Annotated in this window: 17 protein-coding genes, 1 riboswitch and 1 other annotated feature; of the genes, 16 read left to right on the forward strand and 1 reads right to left on the reverse strand. The window is 61.1% G+C overall.

Annotated features, from left to right (window positions below):
- The first annotated feature begins 52 nt into the window (after window positions 1-52).
- From PM3016_RS02745 to PM3016_RS02795, 11 genes are all read left to right on the forward strand, one after another.
- Complete coding sequence (locus tag PM3016_RS02745) at window positions 53-1,123, forward strand: ABC transporter ATP-binding protein (protein WP_041616487.1); 1,071 nt, start codon at window positions 53-55, stop codon at window positions 1,121-1,123.
- On the forward strand, window positions 1,116-1,910 hold the full coding sequence (locus PM3016_RS02750) for an ABC transporter permease (protein ID WP_013914357.1): 795 nt from the start codon (window positions 1,116-1,118) through the stop codon (window positions 1,908-1,910). The genes PM3016_RS02745 and PM3016_RS02750 overlap by 8 nt, the downstream gene beginning before the upstream one ends.
- A gap of 5 nt (window positions 1,911-1,915) precedes the next feature.
- Window positions 1,916-2,704, forward strand: coding sequence for an ABC transporter permease (locus PM3016_RS02755; protein WP_013914358.1), 789 nt, complete (start codon window positions 1,916-1,918; stop codon window positions 2,702-2,704).
- 362 nt (window positions 2,705-3,066) lie between these two features.
- A complete protein-coding gene (locus PM3016_RS02760) occupies window positions 3,067-3,678 on the forward strand; it encodes a response regulator transcription factor (protein ID WP_013914359.1) in 612 nt (203 codons plus the stop codon).
- A 141-nt stretch (window positions 3,679-3,819) separates the two neighbouring features.
- Window positions 3,820-4,290 carry a thioredoxin-dependent thiol peroxidase gene (bcp, locus tag PM3016_RS02765; protein ID WP_013914360.1) on the forward strand — a complete coding sequence of 157 codons (471 nt, stop codon included), beginning with the start codon at window positions 3,820-3,822 and terminating at the stop codon, window positions 4,288-4,290.
- 201 nt (window positions 4,291-4,491) lie between these two features.
- Window positions 4,492-5,457, forward strand: coding sequence for a D-2-hydroxyacid dehydrogenase (locus PM3016_RS02770; protein ID WP_013914362.1), 966 nt, complete (start codon window positions 4,492-4,494; stop codon window positions 5,455-5,457).
- Between the two features lie 98 nt (window positions 5,458-5,555).
- Window positions 5,556-6,575, forward strand: coding sequence for a lactonase family protein (locus tag PM3016_RS02775; RefSeq protein ID WP_014368346.1), 1,020 nt, complete (start codon window positions 5,556-5,558; stop codon window positions 6,573-6,575).
- 252 nt (window positions 6,576-6,827) lie between these two features.
- The gene (locus PM3016_RS02780; protein WP_013914364.1) at window positions 6,828-8,246 is read left to right on the forward strand and encodes a polysaccharide deacetylase family protein; all 1,419 of its coding nucleotides are present in this window, start codon (window positions 6,828-6,830) and stop codon (window positions 8,244-8,246) included.
- A 98-nt stretch (window positions 8,247-8,344) separates the two neighbouring features.
- Window positions 8,345-9,319 carry an AAA family ATPase gene (locus PM3016_RS02785; protein WP_013914365.1) on the forward strand — a complete coding sequence of 325 codons (975 nt, stop codon included), beginning with the start codon at window positions 8,345-8,347 and terminating at the stop codon, window positions 9,317-9,319.
- A 14-nt stretch (window positions 9,320-9,333) separates the two neighbouring features.
- Complete coding sequence (locus PM3016_RS02790; RefSeq protein ID WP_014368347.1) at window positions 9,334-10,803, forward strand: DUF58 domain-containing protein; 1,470 nt, start codon at window positions 9,334-9,336, stop codon at window positions 10,801-10,803.
- Entirely contained in the window at window positions 10,784-13,165 is a 2,382-nt protein-coding gene (locus tag PM3016_RS02795; RefSeq protein WP_014368348.1) for a transglutaminase-like domain-containing protein, read from the forward strand. The genes PM3016_RS02790 and PM3016_RS02795 overlap by 20 nt, the downstream gene beginning before the upstream one ends.
- Before the next feature lie 328 nt (window positions 13,166-13,493).
- Here PM3016_RS02795 and PM3016_RS02800 read toward each other — a convergent pair whose 3' ends face one another.
- Complete coding sequence (locus PM3016_RS02800) at window positions 13,494-13,745, reverse strand: hypothetical protein (protein ID WP_014368349.1); 252 nt, start codon at window positions 13,743-13,745, stop codon at window positions 13,494-13,496.
- 150 nt (window positions 13,746-13,895) lie between these two features.
- Here PM3016_RS02800 and PM3016_RS02805 point away from each other — a divergent pair, with 150 nt between their 5' ends.
- The 5 genes from PM3016_RS02805 to PM3016_RS02825 all read left to right on the forward strand — a co-directional run bounded on the left by PM3016_RS02805 (window position 13,896) and on the right by PM3016_RS02825 (window position 20,627).
- Window positions 13,896-14,096 (forward strand): hypothetical protein, encoded by a 201-nt coding sequence (locus PM3016_RS02805; protein WP_014368350.1) that lies wholly within the window; start codon window positions 13,896-13,898, stop codon window positions 14,094-14,096.
- Between the two features lie 12 nt (window positions 14,097-14,108).
- The gene (locus PM3016_RS02810; protein ID WP_148279654.1) at window positions 14,109-14,351 is read left to right on the forward strand and encodes a hypothetical protein; all 243 of its coding nucleotides are present in this window, start codon (window positions 14,109-14,111) and stop codon (window positions 14,349-14,351) included.
- Between the two features lie 269 nt (window positions 14,352-14,620).
- Complete coding sequence (gene guaA, locus PM3016_RS02815; protein ID WP_014368351.1) at window positions 14,621-16,159, forward strand: glutamine-hydrolyzing GMP synthase; 1,539 nt, start codon at window positions 14,621-14,623, stop codon at window positions 16,157-16,159.
- 179 nt (window positions 16,160-16,338) lie between these two features.
- A riboswitch (purine riboswitch) is annotated at window positions 16,339-16,439 on the forward strand.
- Between the two features lie 256 nt (window positions 16,440-16,695).
- On the forward strand, window positions 16,696-18,108 hold the full coding sequence (locus PM3016_RS02820; protein WP_014368352.1) for an NCS2 family permease: 1,413 nt from the start codon (window positions 16,696-16,698) through the stop codon (window positions 18,106-18,108).
- Window positions 18,109-18,356: 248 nt separating this feature from the next.
- Window positions 18,357-18,607: a binding site (T-box leader), on the forward strand.
- Window positions 18,608-19,070: 463 nt separating this feature from the next.
- Window positions 19,071-20,627: a 2-isopropylmalate synthase gene (locus tag PM3016_RS02825; protein ID WP_014368353.1), complete on the forward strand. Its 1,557-nt coding sequence runs from the start codon at window positions 19,071-19,073 to the stop codon at window positions 20,625-20,627.
- Window positions 20,628-20,748: the final 121 nt, after the last annotated feature.

The following is a 20,748-nucleotide window of genomic DNA, read 5'->3' on the forward strand; positions in this document are numbered from 1 at the left end:
TTATGACCCATTATAAAAGCTGGGGAGGCTTCCCTGCAAGCTTCGTCAAAATATGACAGAAAGGCGTGTGTTGGCAGTGACGCTGGCGATCGACGTCCATGGACTGCGCAAGGAGTTCATGGTCCAAAAAAACCGCGAGGGGCTGAAAGGGGCCGTTCGTGATCTGTTTAGAAGAGAGTATAACCAAGTTCGCGCCGTAAAAGACATCTCCTTCCAGATTCCCGAGGGGGAGATCTGCGGTTACATAGGAGAGAACGGGGCGGGCAAGTCGACCACGATCAAGATGCTTACGGGCATCCTCGTTCCTACGGCCGGAGAGATCCGGGTGAACGGGTACATTCCCTATAAAGAAAGGGAGAAGTTCGTCCGCGGCATCGGTGTCGTGTTCGGACAGCGCAGCCAGCTGTGGTGGGACCTCGGGGTGGTGGAATCCTTCCAGCTGCTGAAGAAGGTATACCGTGTGGAAGATGCCGACTACCGCGAACGTCTCGCCGAGCTGACCGACCGGCTGCAGCTCGGCGAGCTGCTGAACCGTCCCGTACGGAAGCTGAGTCTCGGCCAGCGGATGCGCTGTGAGCTCGCGGCTTCGCTCATTCACAATCCGAAGATTCTGTTCCTCGACGAACCGACGATCGGTCTCGACATTGTGGTGAAGACGGAGATCCGCGAATTCCTGAAATCGATCAATCAGCGGTTCGGCACGACGATCCTGCTCACGACGCATGACCTGCAGGATATCGAGGCGCTGTGCTCCCGGGTGATCATGCTGGATGACGGCCGCATCATCTATGACGGAGGCCTGGAGGAGCTCAAGAACCGCTGGGGCAAAGGCAAAGAGGTCATCCTGCGCTTCGCGCAGCCGGCTTCCCTTCAGCGGCTGAAGGAGCTGACGGCTGGGCTCGAGGTGCATTGGTCCCTCGACAACGAGATGACGGCGAAGGTCTGGATTCCGCAGGAGCAGGCGGGCGTGTCGGAAGTGCTCGGCCGCGTGGTGAATGCGGTGGCGATCGAGGACATCAAGATTATTGAGACGACGACCGATGATATCGTGCGGGAGATCTACAAGTCGGGTTCGGCGGAGACGAAGCCGGCCCGGGAAACGGAAGTGACGCTTCATGGGTAGCGCGTATTTCGAGATCATCCGGATGCGGTTCCTCATGATGTTGGCTTACCGGGTGAATTACTACAGCGGCATTATTATCTATTCACTGAATATCGGCGCTTATTATTTCTTATGGAAAGCCATCTACGGCAGCAAGGAAGTGCTGGGGGGCCTGACCTTGACCCAGATGACGACCTATGTGGCCGTATCGTGGATGGCGCGGGCGTTTTATTTTAACAACCTGGACCGGGAAATTGCCAATGAGATCAAGGACGGCAGCGTGGCGATCCAGTTCATCCGTCCCTATAACTATATTATTGTAAAGATGATGCAGGGCCTTGGCGAAGGCCTGTTCCGCCTGCTGCTGTTCTCCACGCCGGGCATGGTCATCGTCTCGCTGCTCTTCCCGGTGAAGCTGCCGACGGATCCGGGCGTATGGATCGTGTTCCTTGGGATGCTGTTCCTCAGCTTCCTGATCAACACGCAGATCAACATCATCACGGGGCTGTTCGCCTTCTTCCTGGAGAACAACGAGGGGCTGATGCGGATGAAGCGGGTCGCGGTGGACCTGTTCTCGGGTCTGGTCGTACCGATGTCCTTCTTCCCGGAGTGGTCCCAGGGTATCATCAACCTGCTGCCGTTCCCGGCTATCACCTATCTGCCGGGCTCGGTCTTCACGGGGAAAGTCGCGGGGATCGGCGCGTGGAATGTGTTCGCGGTACAGCTCGTGTGGTTCGTCCTGCTCATCATTCCGCTGTTCTTACTCTGGCGGGGCGCGCGTACGCGCCTGTTCGTGCAAGGGGGTTGATGCGCATGAGATTCTACGGGGGACTGGTCTTCGACTATCTTAAGAACTATATGAAAACCCGGCTCACCTACCGCTCCGACTTCTGGATCGAGGTGCTGTCGGATCTGCTGTTCAACGGGCTTAACCTGTTCTTCATTCTGGTGGTGTTCGGCCATACGGCGGCGATCGGAGGCTGGAACGAGCAGCAGATTCTGTTCATCTACGGCTACTTCATGGTGCCGTACGGGCTGTTCATTACCTTTTTCAACCTGTGGGGCTTCAGCGAGAAGTACATCGTCAAAGGGGAGATGGACCGGATCCTGACGCGGCCGGCCCACAATCTCGTGCAGCTTATGCTCGAGAACATGGATCCCTCCTCGCTCTTCTCGGCGCTGGTCGGACTGCTCATTATGGGGTATTCGTGGACACAACTGGACCTTGGCATGATGTGGTACGATCCGCTGGTATTCGTACTGCTCGTCCTCGGCTCCATGATGATCTACGGGGGCATCTATATCTTTTTCACCGCGCTCTCGTTCTTCTCGGATTCCCCGACCGGCATTACTGCGCTGCTGTGGAATCTGCAGAACTACGGCCGCTATCCGATGACGATCTACAACCGCGGCCTCTCGCTGCTGCTGACGTGGGTGCTGCCGTTCGGTTTCGTGGGCTTCTACCCGGCGGCCTACTTCCTCGACAGGGAGAACTGGGGGGCCTTCGCGCTGCTCACCCCGGTCGTAGGCGCCGTCTTTCTGACGATCGGCCTGTCCGTATGGAATTATGGCGTGAAGCGGTACCGCGGCGCAGGCTCTTGATCCATTGCTAGATCATGCGAAGGACAACGTCAGGTCGAATCATACAGGGAGCTTCCTTAGGGAGGCTCCTTTGTTTTGGAAGGAGGGAGCGGGAGAGGGGGCTAAGGAAAGGAAATTTAATCCTTTTTTAAGCTTCTTTTAAGGTTCCCGTCATCCCCGGTTCATAGATGGGCAGTATGCTGAAGAAGAACAATCAACCGGCTTCGGTCATCCCTTCCGTCTATTCGGGACCGTGAATCCCGCAGGGGCGGTATTTGTGCTGAGGGAGGGGGCGGGTGAACGGTCCGTCCCAAGCTTGACCGGTAAGAGGAACGCACGGGGAAATGGCGAAGTCCGAATCTGACCGAAAAGGGGAGTGCATAATGATACGGATCGTTATTGCAGAGGGCCAAAGAATGCTGCTGGATGCTTTGGCTGCCATGATTTCTCTCCATTCTGATTTTGAGATCGTCGGCAAGGCATGTACGGGAGAAGAGGCATTGAAGCTTGTAACGGATGTACGGCCCGATATCTGTATCACCGACATCCAGCTGCCGGGGATGAAGGGACTGGAGCTGGCGGAGCGGCTCAAGGGAGGAAGCTGTAAAGTCGTGATCCTGACGGCTCTCGTTCAGGTAGGCTATTTTGAACGTGCCATTCAGGCCGGGGTGAGCGCTTATCTGTCCAAGGACAGCGGGAGCGAGGAGCTGCTCAAAGCCCTTCGCAGTGTAATGAGCGGGCGGCGCGTCTATACGCGTGAGCTGCTGGCGGACAGCGCTCCCGAGGAGAATCCCCTGACGGAGCGGGAGAAGGAAGTGCTTCTCCTGGTGGCGGGCGGCAAAACCACACAGGAAATCGCTGGGGTGCTTCATCTCTCAAGGGGCACGGTGCGGAATTACATATCGGGAATCCTGGAGAAGCTCCGGGTGAAGAACCGGATCGAGGCGATCATCCGCAGCAAGGAGAAGGGCTGGCTCGAGCCCTTTCCTATCTGAAATCATCGTGCAGCGCTTCGGCCGGGTAATGGAGGGAACGATGCGGTGGAGTTGATGCGGGAGCGGCGCCTCGGGTATGCTGTAGAGTGAAAGTCTCTGTCTGCCTTCCGAGCAGACGGCGCAGGATAAGGAGATCAATCTATGACAGCAGCGGTCGGACAGCCGGCACCTGAATTCCGCCTTCCCGCTACGGGGGGCGCTGAAGTATCGCTCTCGGACTTTAGGGGACGCAGTGTCCTCCTGTACTTTTATCCCAAAGACATGACCCCCACCTGCACGAACCAGGCCTGCGACCTGCGGGACCGGGCAGACGAATTCGGCGGGGCGGATGCCGTCATTCTCGGCATCTCGCCGGATCCCGTGAAGCAGCACGAGAAGTTCATTGCGAAGTACGGACTGCCGTTCCTTCTGCTTTCGGATGAGGACCACGCCGCGGCCGAAGCCTACGGGGTATGGCAGCTCAAGAAGCTGTACGGCAGGGAATACATGGGCATCGAACGGTCGACGTTCATCATCGACAAGAACGGGGTGCTTGTGAAGGAATGGCGCAAGGTGAAGGTCAAGGGGCATGTGGACCAAGCCCTGCAGTACATCAAGGAGCATCTGTCCTAAAGACAGGTGCAGGGAAGGCCGCTCGTACGGAGTGGTCTTTTTTGTTTTTTTTGGCAGCTTTTCTGAGATATAACTTCTTATATTTTTTTAAAAAAGGGTGGGAGGATGGACGGACAAGAGGTACACTGGAGGAAGGGATTGGAAGTACGGCTGCCGGCTTGGGGCGGCTGCCGGGGAAAGAGCATAGGGGGAGATCGACGGATGCGAATCGTGGTTCTGGATGGATATACCCTGAATCCGGGGGATTTGGACTGGGGGCCGCTTGAGGCCCTTGGGGAAGTAACCGTGTATGACCGGACTCCGCCGGAGCGGATTGTGGAGCGGGCGGAGACAGCGGAGATCGTGCTCACGAACAAGACGCCGCTGACCGCAGAGACGATCGCAGGGCTGCCGAAGCTGAAGTATATCGGCGTGCTGGCGACGGGATACAATATTGTGGATGGGGAGGCGGCGGCAGCGCGGGGCATTCCGGTGGCGAACGTGCCGGATTACAGCACGGATTCCGTGGCGCAGCTGGTCTTCGCCCTGCTGCTGGAGCTGACCCTGCAGGTGAAGCTGCACAGCGATGCCGTTCATGCGGGCGAGTGGACGGGGAGTGCCGACTTCAGCTTCACGAAGTCGCCGCTGCTGGAGCTCACCGGCCGAACCTTCGGCATCCTGGGCTTCGGCCGCATCGGGCAGAGGACGGCAGGCATCGCGAGGGCGTTCGGCATGAACGTCATCGTCAGCGGCAGGCAGCCGAAGGCGGTGCCGGGCTTCGAGGAGGTGCCGTGGGTGCCGGTGGACGAGCTGTTCGCCGTCTCCGACGTGCTCTCCCTGCACTGCCCGCTGACGCCGCAGACGGAGAGGATCGTGAACCGGGAGCGGCTTCGTCTTATGAAGCCTTCCGCCCTGCTCATCAATACGTCCCGCGGCGGACTCATCGCCGAGCAGGATCTGGCGGATGCGCTGAACGAAGGACGGCTTGCCGGTGCGGGGCTCGATGTGCTGTCGGTGGAGCCGCCTGGGGCAGACCAGCCGCTGCTGACCGCCCGGAACTGCCTGATTACGCCGCATATCGCCTGGGCTACGGTCGAGGCTCGGACCCGGCTGCTCGGTCTGGCGGCGGGGAATGTGGAGGCCTTCCTGGCAGGAGCGCCGCGCAATATTGTGAACGGCGCCGAATAGAAGGCGGGGACCAGGCCAGAATCGAAAGATGACAAGTGAGGCAGCAGAGATCCATTCATCTATATCCATATACCAATCACTGGGGAGTGTGTCTGAAGATGAGTCTCGGTCAGGAAAAGGGCATTCGGATGTATATCGGTACATACAGTGAGGAAGGCGAAGATTCGCTGTTCCTCGTCACAATGGACAGTGAAACGGGGGAGCTGCAGCGCCAGGCGGCGTATGCCGAGGTGCAGAGTCCGTCGTTCGTCATCCGCAACGAAGCGGGAGACCGCCTGTACTGCGTGAGCGAGATCGATATCGAAGGGCGTGCCGGCGGCGGAGCCGCCGCCTACCGGATCGATCCGCTGACGGGGGAGGCGAGCTTCCTGGGCAGACAGGACGTACAGGGGGCAGCTCCCTGCCACCTGGCCTTGGTTCCGGGGGAGCGCCGGCTTGTAGTCGCCAACTATTCCAGCGGCAATGTTTCCGTCCACGGCATCGGGCCGGGCGGGGAGCTGCTGGAGCTGGCGGAGGCGCATCGGCACACGGGAAGCAGTGTGCATGCGGACCGGCAGGGGGAGCCGCATCCCCACTGCATCGTGATCCGCGAAGGGTTCGTCTACGTTCCGGACCTCGGCAAGGACCGGATTGTCACCTACCGTCTTGCGGGAGATGCGGTGGAGGGGATTCTGGTTCCGCACGCCGAAGCGGCTGTTCATGCGGGAGCCGGCCCCCGGCATCTCGTCTTCCATGCGACGCTGCCTTATGCCTATGTCGCTAACGAGCTGGACTCGACGGTGACCGTATTCGCCGCTGACCCGGCCGAAGGGAAACTCACGGAGAGGGAGGCGGTGTTCACCCTGCCGGAGGGCTATAAGGGAGAAAGCTATGTGGCGGATATCCATATCCATCCGAACGGGCGGTACCTCTATGTTTCCAACCGGGGGCATGACAGCATCGCCGTGTTCGAAATCAACCAAGAGACGGGGGCTCTTCGTGCGGTACAGCATCAATCCACGCTGGGCCGCTTCCCGCGCAATTTTGCCGTAACGCCGGACGGAAGATTTCTGCTGGCCGCCAATCAGAACTCCGACTCCATCACCGTGCTGGAAATCCGTGAAGCGGGAGGAACCTGAGCCCGGCGGGCCGGGAGCTCTCGCTGCCGAAGCCGGTGTGCATCCGGTTCCTGCCTTAATGAAAGAGACATTGCCCCAGGGATCAAGGTGCCTGGCGGAACAGCATCCTCAAGGCATACAGAGCTTGGGAAACATAGAAGTCCCGTGGCGTAAAAGTGTCGATAGACACAGCGCCGCCAAGGCATAAAAGCCTCCGGTCCCCCATATAATCTAGTATTTCCAGAATACTAGATTATACGGAGGGATCTTTTTATGGCGGGCAGAAGGCAGGCGGCTTTATCCGCAGTAATCCGACAGGCTGCAATCATGGCGTTAGGCATCATCCTGCTTCTGCTGCTGCTCTTCCCAGGGACGCTTCGGGCCATGCCTGAGGCGGAGGGGAACGTATACTCCACGCTGAAATCCGGCAAGAGGGTGGATGCCGGCGGAGAGTATAAGGCAGCCGGCCAGCCGACCGTCTACCTCACCTTCGATGACGGACCGAGCCACTTGACGCCTAAATTCCTCGATGTGCTGAAGGAGGAAGGGGTGCCGGCGACTTTCTTCGTCCTGGGAGAGCAGGTGGAAGCGAGACCCGAAGTGGCGAAGCGGATTGCGGAGGAAGGCCACGTACTCGGCAACCACACGTACAACCATGTGTACCGCGATATTTACAAGGACTTCTCCGTCTTCTGGGAGCAGCTGCAGCATACGGAGAAGGCGGTGCAGGAGGCGGCAGGTGTCCGGCCCCGGCTGGTCCGCGCCCCTGGAGGCACGTTCGGAAACTTCGACGCCTTCTATTTCTACTATCTGGAGCAGGCCGGTTATCAGATTCACGACTGGACGATCGACAGCTCGGATGCCCGCAGGAAGGGCATAACAGCTGATGAGATATATGGAACCGTAGCCCGGGGACCCTTCCGGCAGGAAGCGGTCGTGCTCATGCATGACAGCGCGGGGCATGAAGAAACGTTGAAAGCGCTGCCTCGGATCATCCGGCTGTTCAAGGACAAAGGCTATGTCTTCGCTCCGCTCACTCCCGAGGTGAAGCCGCCCCAGTTCTCCGCAGGCAAGCCCAAATGGCCCCGCAGCAGCACGCCGGAAGGCCATGCCGCCCGGCTGGCCGAGATGCGGCAGATCAGCTACACCTGGCGAAGCGATCCGGCCGGGGAGGCGCCGGGTGTTCTGCATGCGCCGCCAAGCGTGCTCGCATCCGGCTCGGCGGAAGGGGAATCCAGAGGACCGGACCAACTCGATGTCGTACTGGATTCCAGGCGCCTGACGCTGGCTAAAGGAGAGTTCGAGGCGGCGAGAGGAGGAGGCTACAACGTACCTTTGCGGGAGCTGGTGGAAGCGATGGGAGGCGTAGTGCAGTGGGATGCCGGTCTGCGCACCGCAACCGCCCGTTATGCAGGGCATGCGGTCCAGTATGATTTCGGCCGTCTGGAGCTGCGGCTGTACAGACCCGGTGAGGCAACGAAGGTCGTGCCGCTGCCGGGGATGGCACTGAAGGACGGCAGGGTCATGGTACCGCTCCAAGGAACACTGGAGCTCCTCGGCAGCCGGATTCTCTCGTCAGGAGGAGTGCAGCCCGGGGCGGCCATCGCGGAAGTGAGTGCCCGTCTCTACGGCAACTGGTGGCGGCTGCAGCCTTACCAAGTCCCTGATCTGAAGGCGAAAGCGCAAGTCTAAAGTCTCTCAAACCGGGTCATACTGGAGAACATAGACTGCGAGATTCGGGAGGCCGTGCCTCCTTGGATTGTCGCACTAACGCTAGGAGGTTCCAGTTCATGACCCATTCCCCCTTTGCCCCGGATTCACCGCAGGCTCTTATTGAGAAGATTATTTATCAGGTTGAGAAAGTCATTGTAGGCAAACGTGATGTGGTGGAAAAGCTGATGACGGCCCTGCTCTGCGGGGGGCATGTGCTCCTCGAGGACGTGCCGGGCGTCGGCAAAACGATGCTGGTGCGGGCGCTGGCCCGGGCCGTCGACGGCAGCTTCAAACGGATTCAATGCACGCCGGACCTGCTGCCTTCCGACCTGACGGGTGTGTCCGTATACAACCAGCGGACAGCCGACTTTGAATTCCGGCCGGGCCCGCTGCTGGCGCAGATCGTCCTGGCCGACGAGCTCAACCGGACCTCGCCGCGGACCCAGGCGGCCCTGCTCGAAGCGATGGAAGAGAAGCGGATTACGGTGGACGGGATGACCTACCCGCTGCCCCAGCCGTTCTTCATCCTGGCGACACAGAATCCGCTCGACTTTGAAGGCACCTATCCCCTGCCGGAGGCGCAGCTCGACCGCTTCCTGCTGAAGCTGAGGCTCGGTTACCCGGGTCCGCGCGAGGAGGTCGAGATGCTGGGCCGAATGGAGGAGATCCATCCGCTGGCGGCCGTCCGGACGGTCGTGCTGCAGGAGGAGTTCACCGCCCTGCAAAAGGAAGTTCGTGGGGTTCATGTCGATGAGACGATCAAGCAGTACATCGTCGGCCTGACGACGGCTACGCGGACGCATGCCGATGTCGCGCTCGGGGCGAGTCCGCGGGCTTCCATCGCCCTGATGCAGGCCTCCCAGGCACTGGCCTTCCAGCGCGGGCGGGGCTACGTCATCCCCGATGACGTCAAGGAGCTGGCGGTGCCCGTTCTGGCCCACCGGCTGATGCTGACGCCGGGGGCTGCGGTGGCCGGCCGTACCGCCGAAGGCGTGATCGATGCGATTGCCGGAACGGCAGCGGTGCCGGTACGCCGGCCCGCAGCCGGCTAGGAAGGACGACGGACATGCGGAGCGTGCTGTTGTTTCTCGGCTGGCTGGCGGGTGCCGGCTGGTCTGCGGCCTGGGCCTTCCTCTGGGGAGGCCGGACGGCCTGGTTTATGTTCTACGCGATGGCCTTTCTGCTTCTGTATACCGGAGGCCTCCTGTGGTCGGCACGCAGGGGCGTACGGGTAGAAGCGGGGCAGGGGAGCGGGGCGGCTCCGGTCTCTGGAGAGGAGCAGGACCGGACTGTGGAGCATGGGGACCCGGTGCACCTAATCTATAGTGTGCGGTTTCCCTCCGGGTGGGCGCCGGGGATCTGGGTGCTGCTCGAAGAGGCTTGGGTGCATCAGGGCACCGGAGAGCGGCATCTGGTGCGGATGGCGTCTCCCCTGCGGCGCAGTGGAGCGGACCTGCAGGGCGGGCTGCCGCCGCTGAGGCGGGGCTGCTACCGGCGTGAAGTGCAGGAAGTGCGGCTCAGCGATGCGTTCGGGCTGCTGCAGGTCAAGGTGGGCGTGGTGGAGAGGACGGCCGCCGCGGCTGACAAGGTTAGAACAGGGGAGCCCGGGGTTCAGGCGGCGAGCCTTGAATCCGCCCTGCCGGGAGAAAAGAAAGCGGCACGGACGGACTCCCGCCGTGGGGCTGTGAGCGGGAAGAACGCTGGTCAGACGGCCGGCTGGGCGGCAACTTCCGATGAGGACCCGACTGGCGGCGGTCAGATCTGGGTGCTGCCCCGGTGCCACAGTGCGGCGGCATGGCCAGCAGGCTCGCTTGGCGACGGCCGGCCGGTTCAGCGGCGGGCCTGGTCTGCCGCCGAGGTGCCGCAGCTCAGCGGCACCCGGCCTTATGCGCCGGGCGATCCGCTCCGCCGGATCCATTGGCGCAGCAGCGCGCGCACGGGCGACCTGCGTGCGAAGGAGCTGGAGCCGCCCGGGCCGGGCCGGCAGCTCGTGCTCTTGGACGCGGCCGGAGCCGGGGGGAGCGAAGGAGCCGCCCTGTGGGCGGATCCTTTGCTCACGGCGGCGGCGGAGGCCGCGGCGGGGCTCCTGCGGCGCAGTCTCGCCGAGGGGCGGCGCGTGCGCCTCGCGGTGAGCGACGCGCAGGGCAGCGCCGCGGAGGCGCACGGCAGCGCCCGCCTGGCCGGGCTGCTGCGCTTGCTGGCGGCGGTGCCGCGCGGCGGGGCAGCCGCGGACAGCGGCGGCGGAAGCTTCGCCGCGCTCGTGCTTCGCGAGGCCCGCTCGGCCGCGGGAGGCGCGCTCACGCTCGTGACGGCGCGCGCCGATGCGCAGCTGCCGCAGGTGCTGCGGCGGCTGCCGAAGGGCGCCGCCGGCGTCGTGTTCGTGCACGGCCCGGGGGAGCTCCCGGAGCACGTGCACGCCTGGAAGCGGCAGCTCGAGGCGCTCGGCTGCCCGGTGACGCTGGTGCCGGCAGGGACGGCTCCGGTACCCGTGCCGGCCGCGGAAGGAGGTGCCCGCCATGCCGTATGGGGCACCTGAAGCTGTGCCGGCAGGGCACACGACCGGGACCACGGCCGCTGCCCGCCGGGCGGCAGAACCTTCGCTGCTCGGGTGGGGAGCGGATGCCGCACTGACCCTGCTGCTCTTCCTGCTGCTCGTGGAGTGGCTGTACCCTCTCCGGCTGCTCGTCTATGTAACGGAAGTGTATGCAATCGGTCCGTTCGTGCTCACTTTCGCTCTGCTGCTTCTCGCCGATACGTTCCGTCTGCCGGCCTGGGCGGTATGGCCGGTGAAAGCGGCCTGGATCATCACGGTGACGGCCTGGCTGCATGCCGGCGGAACCCTGCCTTCCGTGCTCTGGTGGGAGCAGTGGGGGCATGAGCTGCTCTCGGATGCGCAGGAGGGGCTGCGGGGGGAGCTGGCCGGCTGGGAGCCGGCGACGCGGACCCTGCTGTTCCTCTCGGGGTGGGCCTTCTTCCTCTCTGTGGTGCAGTCCTTCGTATTGGAGCGCAGGAGCATGCTCTGGTTCGGCGGGCTGACGCTCTTCTATCTTGGAGCAATCGAATGGATCTTCGGCGTCGATATGGGCTACGCCGCGCTGCGGAGCGCTGGCTGGACGCTGCTGCTGCAGAGCTGCCTGCAGAGCGCCCGCTGGGACCGGTGGCGGTGGGCTGAGAGGGTTTCCTCCGCTCCGGCACTTCAGGAGCGGGCCGGACGGGGGACGTTGGCCGCAGGAGTAGTGCTGGCCGCCTGCTGTCTGCTCTGCGGCTGGTTCGGTACGCTGCTCCATCCCGGAGCGGTTCGCCCGCCGGATTGGTCGGCGGCGATCCGTGCGCTGGAGCAAGGGGTTCAAGGGAAATCTTGGATCCCGGAAGGCCGGGGTACGTCGGCCCAGACCGGGTACGGAGCCGACGATACGAAGCTGGGACATCCGCTCACGCCGGACAGCAGCCCGGCATTCACGGCGGTGACCCCGCGGCTGACGTATTGGCGCGGGGAGGCCAAGAGCTTTTATACCGGGCAGGGGTGGACGGAGCCAGAGGGAGAGCTGACGCAGGATCTTGCCGCAGGAGCTTCACCCGTAGGCGTCCCGTCCGCCGGGGGAACCCTGCGTCAGCAGGTGACCGTACAGGCGCGGAGCCTGAACCGGCAGCTCTTTGCCGGCGGTACGGTGACCGCCGTGACGGAGATGACGTCGGAGAGCGGGCTGGCCATTCCCTCTTCCTGGGTCTGGAAGGAGAAGGGGGCGGACCGGTTCACCCTGCCGGCGCTCAGTGACCCGATGGTCTCCTATACCGTAGAGTCCAGGCTTCCGGCCGAAGAGGATGCGGTAAGGACTGCACTCCCGTCAGCCTATCCGCCGGAGATTCTTCAGCGCTATCTGCAGCTCCCGGACTCCGTTTCGGCCCGAGTCAGGGCTCTGGCGCAAGGCCTGTCCGAGAATGGCACATCGCCGTATGCCAAGGTCAAGGCGGTGGAGCACTATCTCCAATCGCAGTTTGCGTACAGCCTGCAGAATACCCGGGCGGCTGAGCCCGGGGAGGATCTCGTGGACCGCTTCCTGTTCGAGCAGAAGACAGGGTACTGCGACCACTTCTCCTCTTCGATGGTGGTGCTGCTCCGGGCGAGCGGCATCCCCGCCCGCTGGGTGAAGGGATTCACCCCCGGTGAAGTGATGGCTGTCACGACCGAGGGCGGCGGGAAGCCGAGCTATACCGTCCAGGTCCGGCAGCGGGATGCCCATTCCTGGGTCGAAGTGTACTTCCCGCAGCACGGCTGGGTGGCCTTCGATCCCACGCCTGCCCTGCCGGCGGCGCAGCAGGCGGAAGGGCAGGAAGCGGCTGCGGCTGCTCCGGCCGCTGAGATTGCCGCCCCCGGGGAATCCGTGTGGCAGCAGGTGCGTACCTGGCTGGCTGCCGGCCGGGAGGCGGTACTGCAGGGCGCCGCAGCCGGGCTCACGGCACTGCGCGAAGAGAGCGGGCCGCTGCTCCGGCGGCTGCTGGCGGCTGCGTCCCCTTACGCCATCCCGGCGTCGGGCGCAGCGGCCCTCGCTTTGGCGGCGCTTGCCGCGTACGCGCTCTGGCGGCAGTACCGCCGTCTCCCCGCGCTGCCGGGCTTCGGCCTGCTGCCAGGCCTGCGCCGCGCGGTGCGCCTCGCCTTCGCGGAGCGGCTGTGGCGCCGCCTGCAGCGGGCCCACGGCCGGGCGGCACCGGCGCAGACGCTGCGCGAGTACGCCGCATCCCGGCGCTGTGCCGGCGAGGCGCAGCAGGCCGCGCTGCTGCAGCTCGCGCAGCTGCTTGAGGCGCTGCGCTACGCCGACCCGCGGGCGCCCGAAGCGCGCGTGACGCGCCGCACGCTGACGGAGGCGTGGCGGCACGTGAAGCGCAGCCGGCGGCTCTAGCCCGCACGGCCAAGAAGAGGCCTGGCTCCGCAGAGACTGCGGGGGGCCAGGCCTCTTGGTCATGGGCGGCCATACCGCACTAGTGCGTACAGCAGATGGATACCCAGATCTGTCGTACTGCTGAAGCGTCCCTTTTTTCATATAGAGAAGCTTTCACCAAGGACTTGGCCTACACTCAGCCTCCGGTTCATCAAGCTGCTCAGAGCTCCTGCCTTCACTTCCTGAGCTCCCTGTTTACATCGTTTCTCTATTGTTCCCCAGCATTCCGCCACTGCCCTCCCACTGTGTCATCCACACGAGCCTGCCTCCGGCGTATCCTCCTGCATACCTACCGCTCCCCGTCACGCCAGCCGTCCTTCTTCAGGTCGGCGGTTGGCTCGGGATCATCCTTTTGCCCGCTGCGCTCCCACGCTTCCACAACCTGAGCGTTATAAGCCCGCAGATCGGAGCGGAGACCCCCGGCTGACTTTTCCTCCATTCGCCGCAAACGACGGGAGATCGACTCGAGCCGGAAGATCACATACACCGGGAAAGCCAGAAACACCAACAGTGAAATCATCACTCCAAAGGGACTGACCATCGTCGTCACTGCCTCCTTTTTCCTGGGACAAAGATAAAATGAGAAAGATGCCTCTGTAAATTTTACCACATATTGGAACTTGGCGTGAGTCATTTGCGTTATACTGCACAGAAGGTACTGTGGTTCTTAACTCACAAGGGGGAGGAAAAGATGCGGCGAAACCGGCTTGGCTGTTTCGCTCTCTTCATGCTTCTGCTGTTCAGTATCGGCTGCGGCAGCCGGGAGGTGGTGAAGCACAATTATGTTTATAAGGGGGAGACGCCGAATTGGACGGCGGAGTATCATGTCAGCGGGCAAGGGGTGTTCACCAAGAAGACGGGCCGCCCTATGGACTATGAAAGCCGGTCCTAGTACGAATTTGTGGTGACCTATAAGGGTGACGCGGCTGATCTGGCGGCGGTCAAGGGTATGGAGTACGGCTTCGAGTCCAGTGCCAGGAGTACGAAAAGATCATTCGATGGGCCGCCGAGTCCCGGGCAAAAACAGTTTACGATCGAACAAAGGCTTCAACTGGGCGGGGCTATCGAAAGAAGGGATGAGACCATTACCGCCGAGGTAACCTGGAACGGACGGACGGAGACGATTCAGCTTCAGCCGGTTCCTTGAGAAGCGGCAGCTTATTTCTAAGCGAACCGACCGGAATTCTTACGCGGTTCTCCCCTGAAATTCCCATTCGAGGCCGTGCCTTCATAGCCATTTCCTTCGTAACCGCTGTCAATCCAATGTCCATGCGCAGCAGGCGTTTGGGCCGGGTTTTCCATCCGGGCGGGCCGCCTCTTTTCCTCTTTCCCCAAATCGGGGTAGGCATTGCCCTTTGTCCGGCAGACGCTTATAATAAGGGCTATTAAAAAAAGAGGCGGAGGAACAAACAGAACATGGACAAGCCGAATGAAATTATCGTGGTGCTCGACTTCGGGGGGCAGTACAACCAGTTGATCGCGCGCCGCATCCGTGACCTTGGCGTTTACAGCGAACTGCTGCCTTTCAATACGCCGGCGGACAAAATTCGGGAACTGCAGCCTAAAGGTATCGTATTCTCGGGGGGACCAGCCAGCGTGTACGGGGAAGCTTCTCCGCTGGTAGACCCTGCCGTATATGATCTCGGCGTGCCGATCCTCGGGATCTGCTACGGGATGCAAATGATGGCCCACCAGCTGAACGGCAAGGTGGAAGGCGCGCTGAAGCGCGAGTACGGCAAGGCGGAGGTGGACTTCGCGGAAGGCTGCGGGCTGACTCACGGGCTCGAGAGCCGGCAGACGGTATGGATGAGCCACAGCGATCTCGTGGTGCAGGCGCCGGAAGGCTTCGTAGTCGATGCAGGTACCGAACATGCGCCGATCGCCGCGATGAGCCACCCGGACCGCAAGCTCTATGCCGTCCAGTTCCATCCGGAAGTGCAGCACTCCGTCTACGGCAACGAAATGATCCGCAACTTCCTCTACAAGATCTGCGAGTGCGAAGGCACATGGAGCATGGAGACTTTCATCGAGGACACGGTGCGTGAGATCCGCGAGCAGGTCGGCGACCAGAAGGTGCTCTGTGCGCTGAGCGGCGGCGTGGACTCCTCGGTTGTGGCCATGCTGATCCACAAGGCGATCGGCGACCAGCTGACATGTATGTTCATCGACCACGGCCTGCTTCGCAAGGACGAGGCGGAGAGCGTCATGGACACGTTCGTCGGCAAGTTCGACATGAAGGTCGTCAAGATCGACGCGCGCGAGCGGTTCCTCGGCAAGCTGGCCGGTGTGGACGATCCGGAGCAGAAGCGCAAAATTATCGGTACGGAGTTCATCCGCGTCTTCGAGGAAGAGTCGGCACAGTTCGACGACTTCGCTTTCCTGGCGCAGGGCACATTGTACACGGACATCGTGGAGAGCGGCACGGCTACGGCGCAGACGATCAAGTCGCACCACAACGTGGGCGGTCTGCCTGAAGACATGAAGTTCAAGCTCGTGGAGCCGCTGAAGGCGCTCTTCAAGGACGAAGTCCGCAAGGTGGGCGAGGAGTGCGGTCTGCCGGAGGCGATCGTATGGCGCCAGCCGTTCCCGGGTCCGGGTCTTGCGATCCGCGTGCTGGGCGAAGTGACCGAGGAGAAGCTGACCATCGTGCGCGAGTCCGATGCGATTCTCCGCGACGAGATCGCCAAAGCGGGCCTGAACCGCGAGATCTGGCAGTACTTCACCGCGCTGCCTAACATGAAGAGTGTAGGCGTTATGGGTGACGCCCGTACGTACTCGTACACGGTCGGCATCCGTGCCGTAACGTCCATTGACGGCATGACCGCCGACTGGGCTCGTATTCCTTGGGATGTGCTCGAGAAGATCTCCGTGCGCATCGTCAACGAGGTCGATAACGTCAACCGGATTGTATACGACATCACTTCGAAGCCGCCGGCTACGATCGAGTGGGAATAGAAGACAGAACAGAGGACCTGCGTTTTCCCGAGGGGAAATGCAGGTTTTTCCATTCACAGCGGGGAAAATAAGGAGGATTACCGAACGAAGGTCAAAAAAAATATGACAATGTTCGGAATATCCATTGACAAGCTTCGACACGCCTTCTAGAATGGAAAGAGTAAAGCAGCAACCAACAATCGCATACAGGAATAACGTTTCGTATAATTCCGGGAATTGGCCCGGAAGTTTCTACGAGATCACCGTAAATGATCTGGCTACGAACAAGGATAACCGGTTCACGGGTAAACCCGTGGAGCCTTCTTTATGCTTGGACGAGCCCGGACCATCTTCATGGTGCCGGGCTTTTTTGTATAATTCAGGGAGTATGGGTCAAACTACTATTTTCTGAACCTATCCAGTGTTCCAAGCAAGCAGCAGTCTGCAAGAGAAAGGCGCGGCAGGTGGATTTCCCATGCCGACTGAAGCGTATTCCGCCTCCGGCGGACGCTGATCCGAGCTCGTTGTTCCCCAAAACCACTTGGAGGGATTTTAGGATGGATCGTTTCTTTAAGCTGAAGGAGAACGGAACCACGGTACGCACCGAAGTGATGGCCGGTCTGACGACGTTCATGACGATGGCGTACATCCTGGCCGTCAACCCGAACATTCTCAGTGCGTTCGGATCCGGGGCGACGGGCATGGACTGGACCTCGGTCTTCCTGGCGACGGCGATTGCGGCCGGCGTCATGACGATTGCGATGGGCCTCTTCGTGAACTTCCCGGTTGCACTCGCTCCGGGAATGGGTCTTAATGCTTACTTCGCTACGGTGATCTTGGCTTCGCAGGGTACGTTTACGTACCAGATGGGACTTACGGCTGTTTTTATCTCCGGTCTGATTTTCATTGTGCTGACGGTGACCAAGGTCCGTCAGATGCTGCTCGTAGCCGTACCGGACTCGCTCAAGCATGCGATTACGGTCGGGATCGGGCTGTTCATCGCCATCGTCGGATTGAAGAACAGCGGTTTGATGACGATAGCCGTTGAAGCTTCGAATGATATTGCCAAAGGCAAGTACACCGATCTGCTCTCCTTCGAATCGGTCATTCATATCGGAAGCATGCATGATGTGAATGTCATTCTCTGCATCGTGGGTCTGGTGCTGATTTCGGCGCTCATGGTGCTCAAAGTTCGCGGTGCCATTCTGTTCGGGATTCTGCTCACCACGGTGGTCGGTGCCTTCATGCACAATCCCGATGGCTCATCTGTAGTGAACTTTGCGAATCTGGGCCGCCCTGAAACGACTTGGGTTCCGGATCTGAGCAAGCTGACGTTCGGTCACTTTGATTTTGCAGGGATTCTCAACGCGGGGATTATCTCGGTCATTGCGACATTTACGTTCGTCGAATTGTTCGATACGTTCGGTACGCTCGTGGGTACGGCCAACCGGGCGGGCATGATGAAAGACAAGGTGGAAGGCAACAAACGCGTCGGCAAGGCGATGATGGTCGATGCCGTAGGTGTCAGCACCGGTGCGCTGGTCGGTACCAGTACGGTAACGGCATTCGTTGAGAGCGCGGCAGGGGTAGCCGAGGGCGGACGCACGGGACTTACAGCTGTGACGACCGGCGTGTGCTTCCTGCTTGCGCTGTTCCTCGCTCCTGTGGCTGCCTTGATTCCGGGTTCCGCTACCGCAGCGGCTCTGATTGTCGTCGGTGTTCTCATGATGCAATCCGTCCGCGAGATCGACTTCCAGGACCTCGTGTATGGTATTCCGGCTTTCTTCATCGTGGCGCTGATGCCGTTCACGTACAACATTGCCAACGGGATTTCGTTCGGTATCGTGTCCTATGTGCTGCTGGCGACCGTAGCCAATGTAGGGGCCAAAGGCCAGTACAAAGTACACTGGATGATGTGGCTGCTGGCCGTGCTGGTTGTAGCGCGGTACGCTTTCCTCGGCGGGGAATAAGAAGCGAAGGTCATAAACGGGTGAGGCCTTTCGCCGGATTCATGGGCATTTTTAAACAGACAAACAGATAAATATATATATATTACAGGGGACCAGGCCCCGGAAGCCGGACGTTTCAAGCGTCTGGCGGCCGGGGCTATCGTATGTCCGGGATGCCCGGGGGTGGATCTGTGCATATTTTAAATTTTCAGAAAAGTATATTGACTTCCCCGGGAACGCATACTATAATGACAAACAAATCCAAAACATGAAACGCGACGAACGGGAACAGTAGCGGGAAGAACCTGTACAGAGAGCTGCGGGAAGGTGCAACGCAGTCAGGGACGCTGGCGAACCTCACCCGGGAGCGGCAGGGCCGAAGCGCCGGTGCAGTTTGCATCCACGCCAGTAAGCTCTACGGGGGCCTCCGTGATCAGGCTTCAAGCGGGCAGCTTGCTTCTCTTATGAGGGGGCTGTCAACAAGAGTGGTACCGCGATAGGTCAGCCTGTCGTCTCTTATTTAAGAGACGGCGGGCTTTTTGATTTTCAGTCCGGATGCAGAGCCGGGCAATCATTGAATTTCATAGCAAAAACGCGATGAACGGGAACAGTAAGGCAGGCCGGTGAACAGAGAGCTGCGGGGTGGTGCGACGCAGTCAGCGGCAGGTCTGAAGCTCGCCCGGGAGCGGCGGGGTTGATAACGGCGGGAGAGCTGCAGGTGCTCTTCGGCTGGAGTAGATTCCGACGGAGGCCCACCGTGAGAAGGGCTTCGAGGTGGAGTTCCTGGCGAACCGGCGGCTTTGTGCGGCGGGTGGACCGGAATTCAAGAAGAGTGGTACCGCGGCAGGGCATCGAGCCCGTCGTCTCTTATGCAGAGACGACGGGCTTTTTGATATTTCAGCAGGGTGGTTCGTTGCTCAGTCGAGGCAGTGGCATCAGGACAAGGGATAAGCCAATACACTACACTTTGGGAGGATAACGACATGAGAAAAATTATGATTTTCGACACGACCTTGAGAGACGGAGAACAGGCGCCGGGAGCGACGCTCACACCGCAGCAGAAGATCGTGATTGCGCGGCAGCTCGCGAAGCAGGGCGTGGACGTCATTGAGCCGGGATTCCCAATCTCCAGCCCCGGGGACTTCGCCGCGGTGGAACAGATCTCCAGGGAAATAACCGGGGTGGAGATCTGCGGCTTCGCCCGCGCCGTCAAGGGGGATATCGATGCCGCTGTGAAAGCGACACGGGATGCGGAGCGCCGCCGTCTGCATATGTTCCTCTCCTCGTCGAGCATTCATCTGGACTTCCAGCTGCGCAAATCGCGGGAGCAGGCCATTGCGATGGCCCGGGAGATGGTGGCCTACGGCAAGCAGTTCGTAGACCGCATCGAATTCTCGCCCATGGATGCCACGCGCACCGGTGACGAGTTCCTCTTCGAGATGATCGAGGCGGTCATTGCCGAGGGAGCGACAATCATCAATATCCCGGACACGGTAGGCTACGCGCTTCCGGATGAGTACGGAGCCATGTTCACGCGGGTGATGCAGAATGTGCGGGGCAGCGACCGGGTTGAATTCAGCGCCCACTGTCACAACGACCTGGGGCTGGCGGTGGCGAACTCCCTGGCGGCCATCAAGGCGGGGGTCTCCCAGGTGGAGGTTACGGTGAATGGCGTAGGAGAGCGTGCCGGCAACTGCTCGATGGAGGAGCTGGTCATGGCACTCGAGACCCGGGGGAATGCCATGGGGGCGGTGACGGGCATCCGCACCGAAGAGATCTTCGCCACCTCACAGATGGTCTCCCGGGCGATGAGCTTCCCGATCGCCTTCAACAAGCCGGTAGTCGGCCGCAACGCCTTCCAGCATGAAGCCGGCATCCACCAGGACGGCCTGCTCAAGAACCGGAATACCTACGAGATCATGGATCCGGAGCGGCTGGGGGTACCGCGCAGCATGATCATCCTCGGCAAGCATTCCGGACGCCATGCGATCCGCCACCGGGTAAGCGAGCTGGGCGTGGAGCTGACCGACGAGCAGATGGAGGACTTCTACGCTTCCTTCAAGAGCCTGGCGGACAGCCAGAAGGTCGTTCACGACCATCAGCTCATGCAGCTGATTGGGGACGCGGTGAACCGGGTAATGGAACCGTACACGCTGGTATCCACCCAGCTCGTGACCGGAACGGCCGGACACCGCGTCGCCTCGTGCACGATCCGCAGCGAAGCGACCGGGGAAGAGAAGACTTATACGGGGACCGGCGAAGGCCCTGTCGAGGCGGTTGTGGCCGGCATCAAGCAGGCGCTGCCCTTCGCCGTCGAGTTCGCTGATCTGGAGCTGTACTCTTTGTCCTCGGGCGAAGAAGCCAGCGGAGAAGCGATCGTTACCGTACGCAGGGACGGTGCTTCTTATCGGGGGATTGCCGCTCACCGGGATATCCTCATGGCCGCCGCACACGCCTTCATGGCTGCATGCAACCAAGCGGCCCGGGAGGCCGGAGAAGGGCAGGAGCAGGCTGAGCAAGCGCAGGTCCGGATCTCCTGAAACGGCCGCCGGCAGGATACTTAACAAGATAAAATGACTGGAAAAAGGGCTGTGGATACTAGTTATCCACAGCCCTTGTGTATAGTGTGGGTAACTTCAAAAAAGGCTGATCTTTTGCGGG

It is taken from the genome of Paenibacillus mucilaginosus 3016, assembly GCF_000250655.1.
In the GTDB taxonomy this organism is placed as follows: domain Bacteria; phylum Bacillota; class Bacilli; order Paenibacillales; family NBRC-103111; genus Paenibacillus_G; species Paenibacillus_G mucilaginosus.